This window comes from Acinetobacter zhairuonensis (assembly GCF_022601715.1).
Lineage (GTDB): Bacteria > Pseudomonadota > Gammaproteobacteria > Pseudomonadales > Moraxellaceae > Acinetobacter.
In genome coordinates this window covers 64,536-88,099 of sequence record NZ_JAKVIM010000012.1, presented here as the reverse complement: position 1 = coordinate 88,099, position 23,564 = coordinate 64,536, and the positions used below count along the sequence as shown (strand labels likewise).

The following is a 23,564-nucleotide window of genomic DNA, read 5'->3' as shown; positions in this document are numbered from 1 at the left end:
AAGCCCTACTTTAGAGTGGGGTTTTTTATTGGGTATCATTATGAATGCAAAAGAAATCGGTAGACGGGCTGGTAGAGTATTTGAATTCTGTTTACCTGATAATTGGATATTTCGCTCTCAAGAGGATCAAGAAGATTATGGTATTGATGGTGAGGTTGAAATAAATACATCTCAAGATAAAGCAACAGGTTTTATCTTCAAAGCTCAAATAAAAGGACAAAAAGAAGTAAATATTATTGATGGTGGTAAAAGAATATCATTCAGTATTTCTTTAGAGCGTTTGCAATATTACATGTCTAATATAGAGATTGCAGTAATCTTGTTTGTGGTGGATGTTACCAATGGACTAGTATATTGGCATAGTCTACAAGACGATGAAAAATTGCGTATTAGTATGAAGGAGGCACTTACTAAAAAACAAGATACAATAACTGTTCACTTAAAAACTACTCATGTTTTAAAAAGGGATAATATTAATGAACTCTTAGAAGCTATAAATATAAATCTTGATTGGTTGAGGTTGAATGGTTTAAAAAAAATAAATTATTCTGAAATTTTTAAAAAATCTACTGATGAAAAAGTACAGGATTGGTTAGAACAATCTAAAGATCAAAGTTACTATGCCTATATGGAGCAGTTTGAAAGATTATATTTAAAAAAAGAACATGAAAAATTATTGCAATTGATTCATCTGGTTTTTCCTTCAAAAACAGAAAAAATTGAACTTAGATTTTATGCAGGGCTATATGCAGAAAAAGTTTGTGAACAAGATTTAGGATTGGGTAGTGAAGAGTATTACAGAGCCTCTTTTGAAATATTTAAACAACTATTAGGTTTGGTAAGAACAAGTAAATTTAGTAAATACTATCAAATTTATATACTTTTATTATGTCGTAGTTGGATTCTACGACAACAAATTAATATTGATTATCATCATTTTATGTCTGTTAAAATGGTAGGTAATGACCCATTAATGGGACTGATAGCACAATCGGTTCAACGACAATCATCTTTAAATGTTTCTATTAATTTATTGAAAACAATAAGATTGGTAAATCACTCCATAGATCAAAAAGATCCAAATATTTTTTTAGATACTTTTCCTAAATTAGCAACATCAATTATTTTATTAGTTCATAAATTACGTGATGAAGGTCAGAAAGAAGCTCTAGAAGCATTAGATGAGTGGTTGAGTTATTGTACTGATTTAGGATTGAAATTAGCATTAAATTCAGAACAAGAAGAACTATTTATATTATTTCTCAATGTATCTGTGTCATTAAAAGTTCATTCTAAAGATCAGGTTAATTATATAGCTGTCGCTAGACAGATGATTGAATGGTTTCAAAAAAAAGATTTACAGGAATTTTTTTTAGATTATTTGGATAAATTAGAAGAAAAATATATTAATGATAATCAAGAGTATAATTTATCTCCTGATGAAGAATTAGATTTTTATAAAAAACATGCTAAAAAATTAGGTTTTGACTTTGATGATCCTAATGATGAGTTTGGGAGAATTATTAAGCAGGGACTGGATGATTATAATCCCGAACGAGTTTTAAAAGATTGTGAAAATTTATTGGTATTCAATTCATCTGCATTAGGTGTGCCCGCAAAAATGGTTGGGTTACCCTCAGCAACAATGAAAATTATTCATTGTTTGGAATATAAATATACAGGAGGTGGTTGGGGGCTTGATATAGCATATCAAGGGTTTGGTGATATTCCTGATTCGGGGTTTAAAAATAGACATTGTTTGGATTGTGAAAAATGTAAGCCTAGAAAAGATGATTGGAAGTGGAATAGTAGATGGCAAGCTGAAATGTATAAAGAAAATATGGAGTTATTTAGGAAATTAGATTCATGGTAAGGCAAATAATGTTGGGGTTAATGTTATGTTTGAGTCATTTGCTTTCAATTTTTGATTCTATTTTGACCCCTGCGGTCACAAAATAGACTCTACAATCTCAAAAGCTTGTCTATACTCTGTTCACCATTTCTAAAACACATGGAGAACAAAAATGGTTACTGCTGGCGAAAAACCTGGAACAGGCTTCTATTTTTGTATTCAATGCGGACACCGCACCTATTTAGAAATTGGTACTGATCGTTTACCTCCGTGTACCAAATGCCTTGGCAATCAATTCAATAGTAAGAATGCCTAAGCCGCAAACACCAAGCAGTTATCCGCTGTTTTGAATTAAGCCCTGTTACACCAGATAGGGCTTTTTATTTGTATTAAGAAAAGCATTTAAGAGCGTAAAAAACAGATTGGAACGCTCAACTGTATTGGAAACTTTGAACGTATGCTCACCATCAATACGCTTAGAGAATAGGGTATATGAGATCTAAAGCATTATTTATGTTTATAAAGTAATCAAATATTCACTTTAATGATTAAATTTTAGTTAGTTCACCAATTTTTTGAATACATCATTTCTTACACTTATGACACCATTATTTTTTGAAATGACCAATAGACATTCAGCATAAGCGCGTTATACTAGGGATACCATTTCTAAAAGAACATAAGGAGAACCAAAATGGTAACTGCTGGCGAACAACCTGGAACAGGTTTCTATTTTTGTGTTCAATGCGGACGTCGCGTCTACTTAGAAATTGGTACTGATCGTTTACCCCCGTGTACCAAATGCGCTTGCACTCAATTTAAAAAATAAAAGTGTTTAAGTAACAATACCAAAACAGAGAACCCTGATTTGGAAAAAGCCCTATTAATCCATAGGGCTTTTTGTTGTCATTCATAATTTAAAACGATGTGGCTTGATGTACAGTAGTCATAATTGAGCGGTTGGTTAATTCAACTCTTGTGCTAAAAGTTGTCCTTCGGTGGTCAGTTTTTCTGCCATTTCTGCTGTTTTCTTCAAGCCCGGCATACGGTACTCGGTATGACCATAATCATGTATAGACTTCCAGCGTCCACCCCACGTTAAACCTACCGATTCGGCAACTTCACCATACAGTTGATAGCCTTTCCAAGCCCAAGGGTCACGTTCTGAAATCACCACTTTGCCATCCCGTTTAAAAGCAACATCCGCAGCTAAACCAAATTGGTGATAGCTCTGAAACGCTTTGGCACGTGTAGTGTTCTTATTGCCAGACAGCATATTTTGACGCGCAGGGCTACGATAACCTTCCAGTAAAACCAGATCATAGTTATGACGTTCTTTCATGATTTTAAAGACCATCAATAAGCGTTGCTTGTAGCGTGGGTTCATGCGATCCCATTTACGGTCAATCAGTGAAGTATCGAAATGCCCATGACTTTGTTCAAAGGTACTATCCCGTTCCAAAGAGAAAGGTTGAGCGGTCACACTGTTGTTCTGTGCCTGATACTGTTGTTCCATTTGCATGGCTTCAATAATAGCGGCATCAACCAACTGTTCATCCACTTCTGGCGGAGGCGTCAGTATTTCACCATTTAACAGAGCATAAATTTGCGGGTCGACCTGTTCCAGATAATTGGCTTCAACCTTGGTCGGATCAATCGGTCGAGTGAAAGCAAACAGTACAATACTGCCCAACAGAAAAAATCCTGCAATCAGAATCCACCATTGTTGCAAATGCCAATGGGTTTGAGTCTGTTCAGCCGAAGCAGCGTACCCCATTTCTTGTGCAAAATGACGTGCATGCCCGAGCTTCTGCTTACTGCTGGGTAAAATTAGCCGTACATAATTGAGGGTTCGCAGCCTAAGCTCATAAGACATCAACAGGCTCAAGCCAATCACCAACGCCAGAAAACTACAACTAATGAAAATAATCATTTTAGTTCGATTGCGCTGCTGGAGTTGGCGGATGTGTGGCTTGTATTTGTGGTTGGGCTAATTCAATTTCTTTATCCAGCTGATCCAAAAGCGCAGGTTTGACGACGCCCTGAGGCAAAGGTTTGATAGCTGGAGTCACAGCTTGAGGTTTGTGAATTTTCTTCTCAATTACCACTTCTTTGCTGATAGGTTTGGGTTCTTGCCCCTGACCGAGATTGGCAAAAGGTGAGCTGTTTGGTGCTGGAACATTCAGCGTATTTGTTCCATTTACAGGATGCTTAAATAGGGCTGACATTTCCTGTTCATTCAGTTGATTCGGATAATCAATATCTTCAGCTTCAGTGAGCGTATTCAGATTGCTTGTAGGCTTTATTTCAGGAGCAGCAGATGATGTATCAGTCTCTGTAGTTTCACTACGTGTTGTTGATGCCGTTGATGGTTGTGCATCTTGAGCATAAATAAAAAAAACAAATAAGCCGCAACTTAAAAGAATGCCACCGACAAAACCTGCAATAAGGTACAGGCTTGAACGTTTTGGAGCTGGGGTTGGCGATGCTTTTAAAATGCGTATGGAGTTTTGCTTGTCTTGTGCCATAAATCCGCCACCATTTATGGTAAATAAATTGTGATATTCGCCTGTTCAGTTGGCGTAGTAATCACATTGTTAAATGGTGCAAGGGAGTTTTGTGTGTGTTGGTTTAGCGAGTACCTTAAACCTGCAAAAGCCAGAAGGCTAAAAATCAATAAGAACAAAATGATCCAGACAAAGGGCAATTCGCGATGGATGATATTTTTAATTTGATCGGGTAGGGCTGAAAAAGGCGAGAATGCGGCTTTTTTACCTTTAAGGTAATCAATTTCATCTCCGACACGGGAAACCAGATGGTTTAAACTTTCAATCGATTCAATGCGATATTTGCCTTGAAAGCCCAATAGCATGCAGTAATGGAACACTTCCAGAGACGCTAGACGGTCTTTGCCTTTGCTACGTAATTGCTCCAAAATTTCAAAAAATTGGTAACCTGCCAGTTGAGAACCAAATAAGCTTAATTGCAAAGGATTAATCAGCCAGACATTTTGCAGGTTAAAGAAAGCATCGTCTTGTTGGGTCACAATGGTTTCATCTAGCAATGCACAATAGGCATATTTCGCATCATGAATGTCATCTGCGGAAAAATGCAATTTACGGGCTTGCTGTTCAAAGCGATGCAACAAATCCAGCACCTTCTCACGAAACTGGGCGGGATTGCTCGGGACATATTGATTGCGAATTAAAAACACCACATAAAAACCATCGTACAGCAGGTCAGTCAATGTTGAGCTGTGCTGAACCGTGGCTGGGGCAGTCGGTAGCGCACTGCTGCCAATTTGACCGTCATCAAATAGAGAAGGTGCTTTAGTTGTTGAATTCATAGCGATTATTCCTTAAGCATTCATGACGGCAATTAATTCAATACTGATGTCTTGGAAGCCTGAAGGCACGTAAATACAAATGCTCTCCGCATCCAGCATGTTTTGGTACAGCTCATGATGTGGCTCTACTTCGAAATAACTCACCCCTGAGCGCACAGGAATTGCAGTTGGAACTTGAATTAAATGGTGTAGTGGAATGGCAGGCAGGGCAGCAACCACACGTTGTTCAACATCGACCGTACTCCCCACTTTAAAGCGTAATGGAACAATCTGAATGAGCTCATGTGTTTGCATCATGCTGCTAGATACACACACATAGAGACGGGTGTCGCGGGTAATCTTGTCTGTTTCCAGACTACCAACCCAGTAAGAAGGACGGGTTTCTTTCAGGCTAATACTGATGTAGCGGTTCGAAATAATGGTGTCTAATAAATCCCGCAGAATCTGGTCTAAGTTGTTAAAACTCTGTTGCAATTGATGGTGCTGATACTGGGGCAGTTGATCGACCTCATGTGCCGATGAAAAGGTCAGTAATGAACCTGTAAGACGTAATAATTCGCAGAACAATCGTTCAGGATGAATTTGCGGATGCTGGTAAATATGATTCAAGCTGGAGTAAGCCGTGTTGAGGGCATTGACCAGCCAAAAAGACACAATATCCCCAGATCGGAACTCAATTAGTTTTTGTTCATTTTCGCGATTATTGGTTTGAATGGTTTTAATCTTGGCACGTATCACATTCAGTGTACGTTTCAGCTGAGTGTATAAAGTCTCGCTGGATTCAATATGCAAGATAGGTGGAATAAATTTATGATCGAGTTCAAATTGCCCTGAACTTTGTCGCTTAATTCGTCCTACAGGTAAATACAGGAAACCATCCATTTCATGCGATGGGATCTGATGCGGCTCTAAGAGTTTAAATTCAGCACGACGTTGCAACAGTGAAATTTCCGCAGGCGATGCATCGGTAAACAAGTCATGGGTTTGATTTAAATAACAATGGTAACGGCTGGATTGAGCATCTGTTTCGTAGGCAACATTCTTCTTATTGGCTTGCACGATTGGCATTGCCAAATAGATCTGCATTTCACCGCGTAAATTTAACTGGTCCAGTAAAATAGGTTCAGGCAATAGATCTTGTGCAGGTGCAGCATAGATTTCACCATCTTGCCATAGCATTTCAATTGATGCCAAAGCCAACACATTCAGGTGAAGCTGACTTTCATCAAACTGAATTTTTTGTATGCCATACGCAAAGGGAATGGTCGAGCGAATGGTATGGTTTAGATGCTGCTCATGATAACGGTCTTGTAGCTGAAAGTGTTGCGGACGTAAAAACAGTCCTTCACCCCAAAGAATTTTTTCTGCTTTAAACATGCAAATTACCAGTTACTTGTTTCATTGTTTGTCGGTGAAATGCCCAATAATTCTTGTACAGATTCGAGCGGGTTTTCATTTTTAATCACTTGTGCCAGCCATTCGTGCAAAGGCATCTGGCTCCATTTCACGGTTTTTTGCAGCATATAACTCACAGGACTGTGCGGCTCATGGGTTTGGAAATAATCAGCAATTTCTTGCAAGACCTGAATGGCATGCTCACGGTTTTGTAAATGGTTCTGCGCAGAAGGCTGAAAACCTTGCGGCTGTTGCATCAGGAGAGTAGTCATGGCATGTGTCTGGTCGGCTGGTACTACGCCTGTATCGTTACTTTGTGGAGTCATCAGGGAAGTGCTGTTCTGACTAGACTGAAACATTTCCGTTTTATAAATTTTTTTTAAAGATTTATGGATGTCTTCAAGTTGGGAATCAATCTGCGCAAAGCTCGGTGCTTCTAACTGCATTAACTGATCGAGAACCTGTTTCAGACTTTCCCAGTGCGACAAAATCAGTTCAAAATTTTGATAGTTTTGTTGCTGAACACTTTTGGAACTGCCTGCGAGTGCAGCATCAAATTGTTCAAGTTGTTGCGAACTTGTTGTTAAGTCTTCATCTTCAGCCTGCTTGCGTTGCTGATTGTGTTGATAGAGGAAATTTTCATAATCCATTAAACAATAAGCAGGAGCGGTTTCAATTAAAGGTGTTTTTCTAATTAAAACGGGGAGCTGATTGACCAAGCCTTTCAGCAAACCTAAACGCTGGTCTAAATCATCTTCTTCAATTTCAGGATGTAACTTGAGCCAGTATTGTTCTAACAGGCGATAGGACAGTTCCAAACCATTCGCAATACCCTGAAAGCCATCTAAATGTGCCCAAGCTTCAGATAACCAAGTCAGAAGGCGAATATCTTTGCTTTTATTTGCCAGTAGAATGCTGCTTTGTTCTGCCACAAAATACCAATCGGCTTGTTTGGGTTCAGTCACCCAATCCCCCAGCGCCAGTAAGGGATCGTCTTCTGTACGGGCTTTTTTAATGGCATGAAATTCATTGGAAAAGGACAAGTCTTCTCCACATGCGCGAGAACCTGCAATGGGTTCAAGTAAGGTGTCTAATGTAAAATGCATGGCGTTTAATAATCTGATAGGGTCTTACATCGGTGCTAATTTGGATTTTTTAAGATTTTTCTTCTTAGATGCTTTGTTTTGTGGGTCGAGCACATACACAAACTCATCATCCTTCACATCAATCCAGATCTGTTGTGGCAATTTTTGTTCGCTTAATGCCAACAAAATTTCGGTTGCCAAAGCAGGCAGAATTGTTGCATTTAAAATATGGTCAACATTTCTGGCACCACTATCGACTTCGGTACAACGATTCAGCAATAACTCAGGCACATCTTCACTATATTGCACCTGTGTTTGGTATTGCTGTTGTAGACGCTGAATGACTTTTGACAGTTTGTGCTCAATAATTTGAATCAGCAGATCATCATGTAAAGGGAAGTAAGGCACAATCCGCATGCGACCTAAAAAGGCAGGTTTGAATTGTTGATATAAACTTGGTTTGAGCTGATTCAATAATTCTTCTGCAGAAGGCCATTGCTCTACAGGCTGATTTAAACAGGCTTGCATAATGGCGCTAGAGCCTGTGTTTGAGGTCAGCAAAATGGTGGTGTTTTTGAAATCGATAAGACGACCTTCACCATCTTCCAGAGTGCCTTTGTCAAAGACTTGATAGAACAGTTCTTGCACATCACTATGCGCTTTTTCAATTTCATCAAGTAATACAACGCTATAAGGATTGCGGCGCACTGCTTCGGTTAATACTCCGCCTTGACCATAGCCTACATAACCAGGAGGAGCCCCTTTTAAAGATGAAACGGTATGTGCTTCTTGGTATTCAGACATGTTGATGGTAATCAGATGTGATTCTCCACCATACAATTCATCCGCCAAAGCTAAAGCTGTTTCAGTTTTACCAACACCACTTGGTCCAACCAGTAAAAAGACACCTTGTGGTTTGTTCGGGTCTTCTAATTTGGCTTTAGAGGTTTTGATGCCTTGAACCAATTGATTTAAGGCATAGGTTTGCCCCATAACACGCTGTCCGAGTTTGGTTTCTAAGCTTAAAATCTGTTTAATTTCATCGCTGACCATATTGCCCACAGGAATACCTGTCCAGTCTGAAATAATTTCATGAATGATCTGGGCGTTGACTCGATCAAACACCAATGGATTTTGTCCTTGAAGCTGACTCAATTTATGACGCAGTTCTGTGATAGAGGACTGAGTTGCTTGATCTTCGGATTGTTGTAAAGCTTGAATTTGCTGTACCAGAGACAATTCCTGTTGCCATTTTTGTTGAATGATTTGGATGTCATTTTCAACAGACTGAATCGATTGTTGAATGGTCTGGATACGTTCTTGATGAACAGGATTACAACGGTGTTCATTTTCCAGAAGGGCGAGTTCTAGCCCTAAGTTGTGCAATTGCGCTTGGCGTTGATCTAAAGCAACAGGTTGCGCATTCTGGGTTAAGGCAACGCGAGCTGCGGCTGTATCCAGTACACTAATGGCTTTGTCGGGCAGTTGACGTCCCGTAATATAACGGTGTGAAGCATGTACCGCGGTTACAATGGCTTCATCGTCAATGTGCAGTTGGAAATGTTTCGACATGACTGGAACCATCGCACGTAACATATCAATTGCAACGGCTTCGCTTGGTTCTTCAACCTTAATCACTTGAAAGCGACGGCTTAAAGCGGCATCTTTTTCAAAATACTGTTTGTATTCCGCCCACGTGGTTGCTGCAATGGTGCGGAGTTCACCCCGAGCCAAAGCGGGTTTAAGTAAGTTGGCAGCATCATTTTGTCCCGCCTGACCGCCAGCGCCAATCAGACTATGCGCTTCATCAATAAACAGAATAATGGCTTGGCTAGAAGCTTGAACTTCTTGAATAATTTGTTTGAGTCGATTTTCAAACTCACCCTTTACACTGGCACCAGCCTGTAATAGCCCCATATCGAGGGTATGCAGTTGTACATTTTTTAAAGCTTCAGGCACATCATTCTGGACAATTTTTAATGCCAAGCCTTCCACAACAGCCGTTTTTCCAACCCCAGGTTCACCCGTTAAAATGGGATTGTTTTGACGACGACGCATCAGAATATCCAGCATGAGGCGGATTTCATGCTCACGTCCAATTACAGGATCAATCTCGCCCTTTTGCGCTTTCTGGGTCAAGTTTATGGTGTATTGATCCAATGCAGGCGTTGGGCTGCGCGCTGGTGCGGTTGTTACAGGTGTAGCTTCTGATGCTGTGTCTGCTTGCTTTGCCTGATCCGATTCAATGCTGTCCTTACAGATCTGCAAAAATTGATGCTTCATGGTGTCGATTGGAATATTTTCCAATAGTGTGGACGCACGACTGGCAATTTGAAATAAATCAGGCGCCGTCAATAATGCAACCAAGAGATGGCTACTGCGAATCACAGGGATTTGTTCAGCAGAAGCAACCAACCATGCTTGTTCAAATAGTCGAACAATCGAGAGGGCAAAGATGGGAGTGCGTGTATTCCCTTTGGGTAATTGCGCAATACTGTGTGATAAATCGCGGAGTAAATCAGGTTCTGAAATTTTATATTTTTCTAATAATATTTTGAGATCATTTCTTGAATGTTGTTTAACAATTTCTGAAAATAAATGTTCAATTTCTATTTCAAAATTCTGTTGAGAAACACACAAATTTGCTGCCTTTTCAAGTGCCTCACGCACAGGATTAGACAATTTTGTAATTAAAACTTTTAAATTATTCATTATGGATCTCAGCTTTTGAGACTAAGAATAAATGCTTACTTTAATACAAGATTTTATAGGTAATAACTCATTAATAATAAAGTAATAATCAAGCGTTCTTAGTCAAAAAATCATAACTTTTAGCATGAAAAATTATGTTTTTAATTAATTGGTATAAAGTCGTGCGCATCTTATACCATAAAATTTAATAAAAAAAGTGTTATTTAAATGTGCGGGATGTCACAAGGTGACGAAATTTGTCTTGACTTGTACGGTTATTTTTTAGTTAAATCTGCCTACTTTAAAAATACATAAAGTAAAAACCAATATTAATGGTTAAAACTTTAGACTAATACTTTATAAATAGAGGTTGTTTTGAAAACTAATATTTTGATATCTGCATGTTTATCACTGTGCTGTGTATCTATAAGTGCATTCGCTAGTAATTCGGAAGTGGATATATCTAGAAGCTGTATTAAGAAAAACCCATTAGTTTTGGGTGAAACGGACTCAGCTCTATTAAAAACATATAGCCAAATCTGTGATAAAAAAAATGCAGATAATAAAAATGGTTATTTAGTTCAAGCAGCTCAGCGTTTTCAACAGTTAGGTCGTAACGAAAAAGCATTAGCCATTGTGCAGCAACTTGAAGCAGAGAAAGTTCAAAGTAATACGCTGACGGATGTTAAGTTTTTAGCTGCAACAGGAATGGCAAATGACGCCTTAAAACAAATGCGTTCTAAGGAAATGCGTTATTTAAGTTCGGATATTACCTATCCTGCTGCGAATGAACTAATCCGTAGCATTGATTCTGCTAAACCAGCTTCTGTTTTATTAGAAACTGCGTTAAATACTACAGAAAAAAATCAAAGCTCGACCAAATCTAGCAAGGTAAAAACAACAAAAGTTTCTACTTCAAAAACGAAGAGTAAGCCTAAAGCCAATCCTCCATCCAATAAAACAAAATCAACACCGACCATCGCAAAAAATAATACCAGTTCGAGTAATTCGAACAGCAGTGGTAATCCATTTGCAGGTCTATAACAATTTCAATTAAGGTTTTACATCATGGCTAAACGTGAAAGCGTGCAAAAAAAATTGCAACGTATTCGACCTCCGCGTGTTCAATTAACGTATGACGTTGAAGTGGGCGAAGGCAAAGAAATTAAAGAATTACCCTTTGTTGTGGGTGTATTGGGGGATTTCTCCGCTGCATCTGAACATGAAAAAACCAAATTAAAAGATAAAAAATTTATCAATGTTGATTTGGAAAATATTGACGAAGTCATGGAGTCGCTTGCACCCCGTGCAGCATTCCAAGTTGAGAACACCATGACTGAAACGGGTGGTCGTTTTGGTGTGGATTTAACTTTCAAATCGATGGAAGATTTTAGACCAGAGAATATTGCCCAGCAAATTGAACCTTTGCGTAAGTTGGTTGAGGCACGTGAACGTCTAACAGATTTGCGTAATAAAATTTCAAACAGTGAGCGTTTAGAAGATTTGCTGGATGAGGTTCTAAAAAATACAGAACAAGTTCGACAGTTGAGTCAGGAAGTAGGTGCAGATCATGAATAATATGCAATCTGCACTGGCAGTGCAGGATACGGCTGCTGAATTCACCTTGCTGGATTCGATTGTTGAGCAAAGTCGTATTGCGCGAAATGATGATGAACATGACCGTGCAAAAAGCTTGATCGCTGAACTGGCAAAAGAAGTTATGGCGGGGACCATTACCGTTTCTGACAATATGTCGATGTCGATTGATAAGCGAATTGCAGAAATTGATGATTTGATTTCGCAACAGCTCAGCAAAATCATGCATCATGCCGAATTTCAGAAAATCGAGTCGACATGGCGTGGACTGTATTATTTCTGCCAAGAATCTCCATCTAATCCTTTGATTAAAATTCGTGTATTGAACACGACCAAGAAGGAATTGATTAAAGATTTCCAAAGTGCGACAGACTTTGACCAAAGCACGTTATTTAAGAAAATTTATGAAGAAGAATATGGTTCCTTTGGTGGCGCACCTTATGCGACTTTGATTGGTGATTTCGAGTTCGATCGTACGCCTTCAGACATGTATTTACTTGAACAGATTTCACATGTTGCTGCTGCATCACATGCACCTTTTATTTCGGCAGCCAGCTGTAATATGTTGGGGCTGGAATCATTTATGGATATTGACCGTCCTCGCGATGTTTCGAAAATTTTTGAAACGGCTGAATATGTGCAATGGCGCTCTTTCCGTGAAAGTGATGATGCCCGTTATGTGGCGTTAACCATGCCACGTGTATTGGGGCGCTTACCGTATGATCCGAAACAGGGGTTGCAAACCGAAGGCTTCAATTTTGTTGAAGAAGTTTCAGGTCAAAATCACGAAGAATATTTATGGATGAATGCAGCTTATGCATTTGGAACCCGTTTAACCAATGCGTTTGATATGCATGGCTGGTGTGCTGCAATCCGTGGTGTCGAGGGTGGTGGTTTGGTTGAAGGCTTACCTGTGCATACCTTTAAAACCAGCGATGGTGAAGTGGCATTTAAGTGTCCAACTGAAATTGCAATTACGGATCGCCGTGAAAAAGAACTCAGCGATTTGGGCTTTATTCCTTTAGTACATTGTAAGAATACGGATTACGCAGCCTTTTTTGGTGCGCAATCTGCACAAAAGCCAAAAAAATACGATAGTGATACTGCAAATGCCAATTCCGCTTTATCCAGTCAGATTCAGTACATTATGGCTGTATCACGAATTGCCCATTATTTAAAAGCCATGATGCGCGACAAAGTCGGTAGTTTTGCATCTGCTGGTAATGTTGAAGCCTTTTTAAATGAATGGTTAGCAAAATATGTATTACTGGATGACGGAGCCTCTCAAGAAGCGAAAGCACAATTTCCGCTAAGAGAAGCGTCCGTGAAAGTTGTAGAAAATCCAGCCGAGCCTGGTCACTACAAGTCTGTGGTTTTTCTAAGACCACATTTCCAGCTGGACGAGTTGTCCGTATCTTTGCGACTTGTCACTGAGTTGCCTCAGTCTTCTAATTAAATTAAGAACAGCTAAATAACTAAGAACTTTATAATATAGGATAATTCCATGAAAGATATATACGTCGAATTTCGAGGTAAATACAAAGTTGATGGCGAGTCACGTGACTCTGAGCATAAGGGTTGGTTAGAAGTAAACTCTTGGGCGCACAATATTCGTCAACCAAAATCAGCAACGTCTTCAAGTGTGGGTGGTCATACTGCAGAACGTGTTGAGCATGCGGACATGCATTTTGTGAAAGATCTTGATGCAACTAGCCCTAAACTTTGGGAAGCATGTTCAGCGGGTTATACCTTTGATGAAGTACAGATTGATTTCTACCGTGCCAATGGTGATAAGCGTATCAAATACCTTCAAATCAAGCTGAAACATGTTCTCGTTTCGAGTGTTGCGCCGAGCGTGAATGAAGAAGGTGTACCGACAGAAACCTTTGGTTTGAAATATGCAGCGGTTGAGTGGACCTATAACCAGCAAGATATTAATGGTACTGCGAAGGGTGCTGTGACTAAGAAATGGTCATTGTCTAATAACACAGCATCTTATGCTGCTTAATTAGATTCAGTTCCAAAAATAGGGGGTAGCAAAGGTTGCTCCCTATTTTTGAATCACGATTTGTCAAATTTAGATCATAAAAATGAGCTTAGATCAGCTATATCCTTACGGTTTCCGTTCTACACTTTTTGACCGCTTGCTGCCAGAAAATGATATCTTGAAAGGGCTGTCACTGCAAGAATTAAGACAATCTGTCGCGCATGATCTTGAAGATTTACTTAATAGTCGCATGGCAAAACTGGATCATTTGATCGGGGATTATCCATTGGCCAAACAGTCCATTATCCAGTTTGGCATCATCGACTTTGTTGGATTGTCGACGGCTAACCCTTTAGATCGAGATAAAATTTGCCAGTCTATCGAACAATCTATTTCGGCACATGAGCCTCGTTTAAGACAAGTTAAAGTGGAAATGTTATTGGATGGACACAATATGGGTGCGCTGTGCCTCACCATTCAAGCGTATTTAAATATCCATCCGCTGTACGAACCTGTTGTTTTTGATGCGTTATTAAAACCGACGACACAACAATACGTTGTTTCTGCACAGTCCTAAGCTTTCGAGAAAATGTTGTGATCGAAGAACTATTACCGTATTACGAAAAACAATTACAAGAATTTGGACAGCAGTCGCGAGAGTTTGCCAAAAAATATCCTAAAATTGCGCAACGTTTGGCTTTAAATCAAGAGCAAATTGATGATCCACATATTGAACGTTTGATTCAAGCATTTTCATTGATCGCAGCGAGAATCGATAAGAAATTAGCAGACAGTTATGATGTTTTTACACATTCCATCTTTGAGGTCATGTTTCCGCAGTATCTCCGTCATTTTCCTGCGTGTACCGTCATCAGTTTTGAAGATATTGAAAAGCAAAAAAAAATAACCGAAGCACATATTATTCCTGCAAAAACCTCACTCAAATCGAGAAGTGTAAAAGGTGTGCAATGTGAATTCAAAACCAGTGCGGAAGTGTGCCTATTACCGCTGCAACTGAAGAGGGTGGAGTTTACATCTCGGCAGAGTTCACACATTCATCTCAATCAAAATGCCACACTGACTTTCTCTTTTGAAGCCTTTAATCAGGCTGAAGTCTGGCTAGAGCATCAGACTTTACCAATTTATTTAGATGCAATTTCAAATTTTCCTCTGCAGTTTTTAGATGCAGTTTTCAGAACGGAAACTCGCTTTTGCTTAAAATCAGGTGCTGAAAGCGTCGATGTCGATAACCCGTTTGAGGTCATGGGATTTAGTGAGCAAGAAAGTTTATTGCCTTTAGATCAGCATACGCATCATGCATACCGTCTTTTAATGGAATATTTTTGTTTTCCAGAAAAATTTAATTATTTAAGATTGAACTTAAACTGTCTAAAAAAGTTAAAAACAAAATCAAATCATTTTGAGCTACAAGTTCACTTAAAATTAAATTTAAGTGATCCTGCAATATTAAATAATTATTCTGCTTTAAATATTGCTAATTTTAAATTGTTTACTTGCCCAGCCGCTAATTTGTTTGAGAAAAAGGCTGAACCACAAAAAATTGACCATAAGAAAATTGAATATCCGATTTTAACGGATGCTCATCATCCTGAGTATTACCGTGTTTATTCAGTTTTAAATATGCAGATGATACGAGAGAAACATGATCAAGCTGAGGTGAGTTATCCAATTTCTCCATTTTTTGCAATGAGTCATGTACATAAAGATAATATTCAATTTTTTTATGCACTAAATTCTCAAGTAAATCAGAAATATATTGAAATGAGTTATTCAATTATTTCAAAGCATCTTCATCCACACGAAATAAAATCAGATTTTGTTAGTACAACATTGCTCTGTTCGAATGGGGATTTACCTTATGAAGCAATGAGTTTGAGTAATCATGTTTTAAACACCACCAATTCGGGTTTAATTCGACATGCAACGGTCTTAAAAAGACCTACGGCTTGCTATACCTTTTCTGGCAATAAAGCCGAGCAATGGCGAATCGTTTCGCATCTTTCATTAAATTCAATGTCATTCATGCAAGCCAATCCTGTGGAATATCTACAGGAGTTATTAACCCTATATAACTTACCGTGTTCGCAAGAAAATCATTTAATGATTAATGCTATTCAAGACATCAAGTTTGATGTCAGTCACAAAATGATGAGTGCCAAGCCTTTCCCTGCATTTGTAAGAGGACTCAAAGTCACCGTATCGGTCAAGCCTGAAATATTCCGTGGTCATAGCTTATATCTATTTAGCCAGCTATTAAGTCATGTATTTAATCTAAAAGTTCAGATCAATAGTTTTATTGATCTTTGCATTGTTGATTGTCAATCAGAACAGGAGTTATACCAATGCGTTCAGAACGTTGGTGGCAAGAAGCTTCTGTAATTGATCGGTTATTTCAGGTTCCTACAGCGTATGATTTTGTTCAAACAACACGCTTACTTAGACATGAACCTACATCGCAGCAGCAATTAGATTGGTCAAGTCGATTTAGCTTCGAGAGTTCAATCAACTTAAATTTTCCTGTTGCGGAAATTGAATCATTAAGGCTTGAAGAAGACAAAATTGAGATTAAAAATCTCATGATTGGGCTGATGGGGATTCAAGGCGCTTTACCTTATAGCTATACCCAAAAAGTAAAGCTTGCGCCACGTAAGCAGAGACTGGAAATTCAGAAGTTTATTGGACTATTTAACCATAAACTGACTGCTCAATATGTGGATGCAAGTCTCGCTTACCATTTACCTGTTCGTTATGAAATTGAACACAACAATGATTATCTAAACATATTACATGCCCTAAGTGGCTTTCGATCAGAACAGGGCGGGAATCAAGATTTAGAGTATTTCTTTGCTGAATTTTCAGGACTGTTGCAAGGACAAAATAACAATGCACATGCTTTGCAAACGATGCTGAGCTGTGTATTGAAGCAGCACATTCATATTCAAGAATTTATTCCAGAATGTTTTTATTTAAATGACATGCAAAAGACCTGCTTGGGTGGTCAGCAGCGCAATGCACTTGGACAGAGTACTTTTTGTGGTGAAAAAGTTCGCCAAGTGGATGGCAAAATTGAAATACAGATTGGACCATTAAGTTATGCGGACTATCTCAATTATTTGCCGCAAAAAGCTTTAAGTAAAAAACTCAAGCAAATTATCCAGAGTTGGTGTAGTCCAACTTTGATGGTCGATATACGGCTCATCTTGAAACAGGCAGACATGCAATCGGTTGTTTTGGACTCCCAGTCAGAGATGGGTTTAGGACAAAGCACATTTTTAATGCCAAAGCATGATCAGGATCATCGTCAGTTTTGCTATAGCTTACTTGGGGAAGGTTCTCATGCTTAAGAAAATTCTGACTACGCTGTTCAGTGTATTTCTCCTCAGCTCAACTTTAATCATTTTTTACTGGCAAGATTCAAAGTTTGATCCATCAGCACAAGACCTGTTGCTGTATTTCATTTTACTGCCGTGTTTGATTAGTCTGGTGTTATTAAGCCCGTATTTGATTTGGACTTGGTATAAAACTTCGACAGAAAAAAAACAGCAAAAGATAGATGCTGAACCCACCTCTACAGATTTGCCTGCCCAAGCATCTGTTGAGATCGAACATATCCGTTTGAATGTCTATTCAAGTTCCTTACTCAGCGCGATGGGGAAAAACCAAGAGATCTTTAATCAAATTGATCAAATGCAGGCACCTACGCTTGATCCAGAATTTAAAAACCAGTTTGGTCATCCCATTTTATCTTATCGAATGCCTGAACAGTTTGATGCAGATCTTGAAGATGAGTCTGCTGAGCTTTTCATTGCAAGTATTCAAAAAAGAATCCAGACATTCATGCTTGCAGAGTTATATGAAAATGAAGTTATGCTGCTCAGTCTGGTGGAGCATTTGAAACAGTCAGCTATGTTCTATGATCAGCAGCTTGCCTATGAATATCGGATACATCCTGCGTGGATCAAGCCAGATGCTGAACATGAGGATGAGATACAGGTGCTGAAGGATATTCCTCGCCTCAATGTTTTGAATATGCATGTGGTGCTATCGGATGCATATTTGCACGTCTGGAATGAAAGTGACAGTGAGCAGCTGATTCTGGATTTCCTCGAAAATCTGGGTTTGCTTTCGCAGCAGGTCAAGATTCATTACCATTATTGGAATACCCAAAATGCTTATCCTGAATGGCTGAATTTACTTAAAAAAATCAGCACGCAATCCTTTGAAGTCTCATTTTTGCTGGTAACAGATTCGGCACTCGATCAGGAAGTGATTGATGATCATCTATGGCAAATCGAGCAATTTATTCCTGCAGAGTTTATAGGAAGTTGTTGCCTTGCCAGTGAAGCCGTGCAGATTTTAGAAACTTCGAAACTTAAAGGAATTGATCTGGTTTCAAATGAGATTAGCGTGGCACATAGTTTAAAACGCTTCGAGATTGAGCATCTTGAGCAATATGACTTAGAAAATCCATTTGTGGTGCTACCAGACAACATTACTCAGGCGAAGGTAGTGCGACAGATTTCAGGCTATTTTTCTGCATCAGCAATTCAACCACATCACTATCTATATAGTCATTACAGCTTAGGTCATACACAAGACTTAGCCAAAATTTATGCTTTTATTTTAGGCTTACAAGCACCTGAATCTTTACAAAGCTTTATGTATAGCTTGGACGCAGCACAAACCTTGGTGAGATTCCATACGGAACAGTCACTCACAGAATTCACAAATACATAAGATTAAAATTGACGAGAAAACAATGTATATCATTTTAGGATACCTTTGGCAGTACATTACCAATCCCAAAGCCATCATTGCACTTTCCTTATTTGTGGCACTGATTTCTTCATATAATGTCATCCCGCGACATATTTTTATTGCATTGTGTGCTGCCTATATTTTGGGCTTGATCGTGTATGGGATTTACTGGCTCATTCAGCGCCGAAAACATGAACAGCAAGGCGAAGAGCTTGCTGATGCAATCAATCAAGAAACACAAGCAGAATATAACCAGACCAAAAATAACGAAGAATTACGTCTGATCCAGCAGCAGATGAAAGAATCCATCCAGTTGATTCGTAAATCAAGGTTGGGGGATAAAAAAGGCAATGCCGCGCTGTATGAATTACCATGGTATATGGTGATAGGGAACCCAGCAGCAGGTAAAAGTTCTGCCATTTATAATTCTGGTTTGAAGTTCCCTTTTGAAGAATCTCATCAAAAAGTGGTCTCTGCGGGATTAAGCGGCACAAGAAACTGCGACTGGTTTTTTTCAACGGATGGCGTGTTGCTGGATACCGCTGGTCGTTATTCTGTCTATGCAGAGGACCACGGGGAATGGCTCGGTTTTCTTAAACTGCTGAAAAAGAATCGTCCTAAAGCACCTGTGAATGGCTTGATTGTGGTGGTCAGCATTGCAGAGTTGATTAGCCAAAGCCCCGAAAAGTCATTGAAGCTGGCAAAAAACTTAAGAGCGCGTATTCAAGATTTAACCGAGCGACTCGAAATTTTTGCGCCTGTATATGTTGTATTTACCAAGATGGATCTGATTGCAGGTTTCACAGAATTCTTTGATTGCTATGATGGGCAAGAATTTGATCAGGTTTGGGGAGCAACCTTGCCGTATGACCCTGAATCTGCTTCGAATGCTTCAGATTTGTTTGAGCAGCATTACAATATTCTTTTTGATGGTTTGAAGAGTGTCAGTACCACGCATTTAAGTCGACGTCATGCACAGAATATCTCGCCAGGTGTAATGACTTTTCCTTTAGAGTTTAAAACGCTTAAACCTGCTGTAAAAACCTTTATTGCTGCACTTTTTGAAGATAATCCGTATCAATTTAAACCTGTTTTTCGTGGTTTCTATTTCACCAGTGCCTTGCAGGAAGGCATGATTGAAAGTCCGATGACAGAGCAAATTGCGCAAGAATTTGATTTAAATTTACTTAAGCAAACAGATCAGGCTCAAGCCGTCATTACTCAAAATCATGGTTATTTTTTAAAGGGACTTTTTTCGAATGTCATTTTAAAAGATAAAAATCTGGTCAAACAGCATATTAACCCCACGCGGAAACGACAACGTTATTTGGGTTTCATTGTCACCTTATTTGCTGTGTCTTTGGTCTTGGCGACGTGGGTTTGGTCTTATCGTAATAATCAGCAGTTGATTATGGATGTACAGGCAGACCTGAATAAAGTACTACAAATGGAGAAAAGTTCAGGAACGGATCTTTCGACCCAACTGGATGCGCTGTTGATTCTTCAAAACCGTCTGCAGCAATTTGATACTTTTGCGCAGGATCGACCATTCAAATTTTCCTTTGGACTTTATCAGGGAGAAGACCTCAGGGAAAAACTCGAACTGGAGTATCTGAAAGGGATTCAACAACTGGTTTTGGAACCATCGCAACAAAATATTGAACAATATCTGCAGCGTGTCAAAGCCAATGAAGCAGTGCTGAAGGAAAATCATGCCAATGTGCAAATCCAGCAAGTTTCAACCCAGAAAACGACGCAATATTTCGAGCCTTCAGAGACAAATCCACAAGATGCCTATAATGCATTAAAAGCTTATTTGATGATGAGTAATCATCAATATATGGATTCGAGTCATTTAAGTGATCAGGTGACCAAATTCTGGCGTTCGTGGTTATTGGCAAATCGCGGTTCGATGCCGCAGGCAGAGTTGACCCAAAAAGCCGAACAAGTCTTAAGTTATGCCATGACCTTAGCCAATCAGGAGGCATTTCCTGTATTAGCGGCAGATACGCAGTTGGTGGAGCAGACTCGACAAGTCATGGTGTCTGTCGTGCGTGGTATGCCGGCACGTGATCGGGTGTATAACGAAATTAAAATGCGGGCAGCTGTACGTTTTCCTGCTTTAACCGTTGCACAGATCGTAGGTGAAAATAACAAGACTGTGGTGATGGGGGGCTATGCACTTCCTGGCGTATTTACCTATCAAGCGTGGAATGATTATGTTGCCAAAGCGATTGACGAGGTTGCGAATAAACCGACTGATAGTAAGGATTGGGTGCTCAATACAACACAATCTGATGATTTAACATTTAGCGGTAGTCCTGATCAAATTCGGAAACAACTGACGCAGTTATACAAGCAAGAATATATCTTGGAATGGAAAAAGTTTTTAAATGCAGTGCATTATGCCAAAGGGACAGATTTTAAAAGTGATGCACGGATTGTCGATATTTTAGGTGAATCGCAAAACTCACCAATTCGAGTTTTCCTTAATCGTGTTACGCAAGAAACCAGTTGGGATAATCCCGTTGTGCAAGCGGAATTGGCTGCACCCCAAACAGGTTTTGTGGCTTGGTTCAAACGTAAAATTTTAAGACAAAATAATGAAGATGCTGTTCAAAAAGCTCTTCAGCAAGCACAAGGGCCGATCTCTCAAGAATTTGTTGTGTTCTACCAATTAGTTCGCAAACGGGATGATCAACAGAATCAGTCGCTCCTTGATGAATACTTAACAAGCTTCTCGCAAGTGCGTAGTAAATTTAATGATTTAAAAAATGCAGGGGATATTGGTCCTAGTGCATTAACAGTGGTAAAACAAACCATTAATGAGCAAAGCTCTGTGTTTAATAGCACGCAGAAAATTGTTGATGAAAAGCTCACTGTGGGCGTAAATGCTAGCGATCAGCAAATGTTACAACGCTTGTTGGTGAGTCCTTTGACTCAAGCTTTTAATGCATTATTATTACCTGCACAAGATGAAATTAACAAATTATGGGTCATGCAGGCTTATCAGCCATTTAGTCAGACTTTGGCAAACAAATATCCGTTTAATCAAACTGCGACCATTCAGGCGACCAGTGCTGAAATTGGGCAGGTCTTTGGTGAAACAGGCAGTATTGCTCGATTCGTGAAAGAGAGCTTAGATCCTTTAGTAATACGACGTGGCTATATGTTGTCGTCTAAAACTTGGAAAGATTTAGGGGTGGGCTTAAATCCACAGTTTGTCATGAACTTCCAAAGTTATGTTGCACCAGCAAATGGAGTTGCAACAGGCGAGCTTAATCAAGCTGCAGCACCTGCAGCTGCCAATCAGTCTAATTTCCAGTTCTATCCTTTACCAAATCCTAAGTTGCAGTCGTATAGCATTGATATTGATGGACAGCGCATGCTCTATGAAAACGGGATTCAACAATGGGTAAACTTTATTTGGCCAAACCCGGGCGCTATCCCAGGTGTGCGAATTACCGCTGTAGATTTGCAAGGACAAACCCATACCATTTTTGATGCCCCTGGTGAATATGGCATTAATCGACTGATCGATTCAGCTCAACGTAAACCGCAAAATGGCAGCTTTGAAATGACGTGGACTGACCCGAAAGATCCATCTTTAGCAGTGAAACTGAACTTCCGTCTGATCAGTGGTAACAGTAATAGTAATGTGGGTTCAGGGCGTGGTTACTCAGGTCTACAACTGGTGGATAAAGTGGTGATGGATAAAGCCGTGCGTGTCGTCGCAGCACAGGTCGCATCGGAACCTTTAAAACCCAATACGGAGAGTAAATTACCTGCACAAGCTCAACAGCCATCAATGTCGGGAGTTAACAACTAATGCAGCAGTGGTGGAGTAGAAAAGCAGGAGAATTACGATGCAGGTGATTAAAACAGCACCTTTGTATTATGGTAAAACGCCTGCACATGGTGACTTTTTAAAGAGTAAAGGACAATCTGCAATCATCGCTATGCTTGATCGCTGGATGAGTGAGGCATTGGAGATGGCAATGAAGCAAGCCAATTTCGATATCTCATATCGGACTTTGCCAAGTTTAGATTTCTTTATTGCAAATCCAATGGAGCAAATGTTTCTGGTGGCAAATTTAGCGGCCAGTCAGGATTCATCAGGACGAAAATTTCCGATGGTGCTTTCACATTTGCTTGAGGTACCTCATCCTTCAGCAAACTTATCTTTTGCACCCTTAACTTATAAGCCTTTGCTGGTGTATTTATTCCAACAAAACAAAATATTGAAGACGATTCGGCAGGAACAGGAGTTATCTGATCGGCTGGCAAGTTTTACTCAAAGTTTGCCGCAATGTGCGCCAGTTTCAAGCGCTGAATTCTTTGATCAACACACCATGCATTCATTTGCGGGCTTAATGAAGTTGAATAGCTATCAATTGGCTCAGAGCATGATTGGACTGGGCTTATTGCTACAACCGATTCTGCATTATGGTGTTGCCAAGCTGAATAAAGTTTTAATCCTCCCAGTCCATAATGCGCGCCACAGTTATGAAATCGCAGCATTTTGGTGCAGCCTAATCAATGCTTTTCTGCACAACCAAAATACAGAAGTTCTGGTGGGATTATTACATCGTGAAGAGCCTGTGCTGTTATTTGGCTTTCAGGGTGCTGACATTGCTGCACTCAGTGATATTTTTAGCCAAAATTTGAGTAGTGAGCGCTGGGTTTCATTAATTCATGCGGAATGGATTGATGGTTATTTAGAGCAGAACGCAGGTTTGGCTGCATTGGAGCAGGCGCTATGCGAGCGCCAACTTAGTCTAAATCAGGCGATTAAACTTTTTAAGAACACTTTTATACAGGGTCAATAAAATA

19 protein-coding genes are annotated in these 23,564 nt (G+C 39.5%); 13 read left to right on the top strand and 6 right to left on the bottom strand.

Annotated elements, in window-relative coordinates; all coding sequences use genetic code 11:
- Positions 1-40 precede the first annotated feature (40 nt).
- From MKI85_RS11020 to MKI85_RS11010, 3 genes are all read left to right on the top strand, one after another.
- Complete coding sequence (locus tag MKI85_RS11020) at positions 41-1,873, top strand: DUF4365 domain-containing protein (RefSeq protein ID WP_241627744.1); 1,833 nt, start codon at positions 41-43, stop codon at positions 1,871-1,873.
- A 151-nt stretch (positions 1,874-2,024) separates the two neighbouring features.
- On the top strand, positions 2,025-2,168 hold the full coding sequence (locus MKI85_RS11015) for a zinc ribbon-containing protein (protein WP_199949998.1): 144 nt from the start codon (positions 2,025-2,027) through the stop codon (positions 2,166-2,168).
- Positions 2,169-2,531: 363 nt separating this feature from the next.
- Complete coding sequence (locus tag MKI85_RS11010) at positions 2,532-2,681, top strand: zinc ribbon-containing protein (protein WP_322869399.1); 150 nt, start codon at positions 2,532-2,534, stop codon at positions 2,679-2,681.
- A 135-nt stretch (positions 2,682-2,816) separates the two neighbouring features.
- Here the strand turns inward: MKI85_RS11010 and MKI85_RS11005 are convergent, their stop codons facing one another.
- From MKI85_RS11005 to tssH, 6 genes are read right to left on the bottom strand one after another with little or no spacing between them, the layout of a single operon-like run.
- A complete protein-coding gene (locus MKI85_RS11005) occupies positions 2,817-3,785 on the bottom strand; it encodes a M15 family metallopeptidase (protein WP_241627742.1) in 969 nt (322 codons plus the stop codon).
- Position 3,786: 1 nt separating this feature from the next.
- Complete coding sequence (locus MKI85_RS11000) at positions 3,787-4,380, bottom strand: hypothetical protein (protein WP_241627740.1); 594 nt, start codon at positions 4,378-4,380, stop codon at positions 3,787-3,789.
- 14 nt (positions 4,381-4,394) lie between these two features.
- A complete protein-coding gene (locus MKI85_RS10995) occupies positions 4,395-5,198 on the bottom strand; it encodes a DotU family type IV/VI secretion system protein (protein ID WP_241627738.1) in 804 nt (267 codons plus the stop codon).
- A gap of 12 nt (positions 5,199-5,210) precedes the next feature.
- On the bottom strand, positions 5,211-6,575 hold the full coding sequence (tssK, locus tag MKI85_RS10990) for a type VI secretion system baseplate subunit TssK (RefSeq protein WP_241627736.1): 1,365 nt from the start codon (positions 6,573-6,575) through the stop codon (positions 5,211-5,213).
- Between the two features lie 5 nt (positions 6,576-6,580).
- Positions 6,581-7,699 carry a type VI secretion system protein TssA gene (gene tssA, locus MKI85_RS10985; RefSeq protein WP_241627734.1) on the bottom strand — a complete coding sequence of 373 codons (1,119 nt, stop codon included), beginning with the start codon at positions 7,697-7,699 and terminating at the stop codon, positions 6,581-6,583.
- Between the two features lie 24 nt (positions 7,700-7,723).
- Positions 7,724-10,390 (bottom strand): type VI secretion system ATPase TssH, encoded by a 2,667-nt coding sequence (gene tssH / locus MKI85_RS10980; protein ID WP_413351165.1) that lies wholly within the window; start codon positions 10,388-10,390, stop codon positions 7,724-7,726.
- Between the two features lie 354 nt (positions 10,391-10,744).
- Here tssH and MKI85_RS10975 point away from each other — a divergent pair, with 354 nt between their 5' ends.
- The 10 genes from MKI85_RS10975 to tagF all read left to right on the top strand — a co-directional run bounded on the left by MKI85_RS10975 (position 10,745) and on the right by tagF (position 23,560).
- Entirely contained in the window at positions 10,745-11,413 is a 669-nt protein-coding gene (locus MKI85_RS10975) for a hypothetical protein (protein ID WP_241627732.1), read from the top strand.
- Positions 11,414-11,437: 24 nt separating this feature from the next.
- A complete protein-coding gene (gene tssB / locus MKI85_RS10970; protein WP_142769225.1) occupies positions 11,438-11,947 on the top strand; it encodes a type VI secretion system contractile sheath small subunit in 510 nt (169 codons plus the stop codon).
- Positions 11,940-13,421: a type VI secretion system contractile sheath large subunit gene (gene tssC / locus MKI85_RS10965; protein ID WP_241627730.1), complete on the top strand. Its 1,482-nt coding sequence runs from the start codon at positions 11,940-11,942 to the stop codon at positions 13,419-13,421. Before tssB ends, tssC begins: the two co-directional genes overlap by 8 nt.
- A 48-nt stretch (positions 13,422-13,469) precedes the next feature.
- Positions 13,470-13,973 (top strand): Hcp family type VI secretion system effector, encoded by a 504-nt coding sequence (locus tag MKI85_RS10960; RefSeq protein WP_016165884.1) that lies wholly within the window; start codon positions 13,470-13,472, stop codon positions 13,971-13,973.
- Positions 13,974-14,055: 82 nt separating this feature from the next.
- On the top strand, positions 14,056-14,529 hold the full coding sequence (tssE, locus tag MKI85_RS10955) for a type VI secretion system baseplate subunit TssE (RefSeq protein ID WP_241627727.1): 474 nt from the start codon (positions 14,056-14,058) through the stop codon (positions 14,527-14,529).
- A gap of 17 nt (positions 14,530-14,546) precedes the next feature.
- Complete coding sequence (gene tssF, locus MKI85_RS10950) at positions 14,547-16,352, top strand: type VI secretion system baseplate subunit TssF (RefSeq protein ID WP_241627726.1); 1,806 nt, start codon at positions 14,547-14,549, stop codon at positions 16,350-16,352.
- Positions 16,316-17,317, top strand: a complete 1,002-nt coding sequence (gene tssG / locus MKI85_RS10945) for a type VI secretion system baseplate subunit TssG (RefSeq protein ID WP_241627724.1) — start codon at positions 16,316-16,318, stop codon at positions 17,315-17,317. The genes tssF and tssG overlap by 37 nt, the downstream gene beginning before the upstream one ends.
- Entirely contained in the window at positions 17,310-18,710 is a 1,401-nt protein-coding gene (locus tag MKI85_RS10940) for a hypothetical protein (RefSeq protein WP_241627723.1), read from the top strand. The genes tssG and MKI85_RS10940 overlap by 8 nt, the downstream gene beginning before the upstream one ends.
- A 22-nt stretch (positions 18,711-18,732) precedes the next feature.
- Entirely contained in the window at positions 18,733-22,560 is a 3,828-nt protein-coding gene (gene tssM / locus MKI85_RS10935) for a type VI secretion system membrane subunit TssM (RefSeq protein WP_241627721.1), read from the top strand.
- A gap of 37 nt (positions 22,561-22,597) precedes the next feature.
- The gene (gene tagF / locus MKI85_RS10930; RefSeq protein WP_241627719.1) at positions 22,598-23,560 is read left to right on the top strand and encodes a type VI secretion system-associated protein TagF; all 963 of its coding nucleotides are present in this window, start codon (positions 22,598-22,600) and stop codon (positions 23,558-23,560) included.
- The last annotated feature ends 4 nt before the right edge of the window (positions 23,561-23,564 follow it).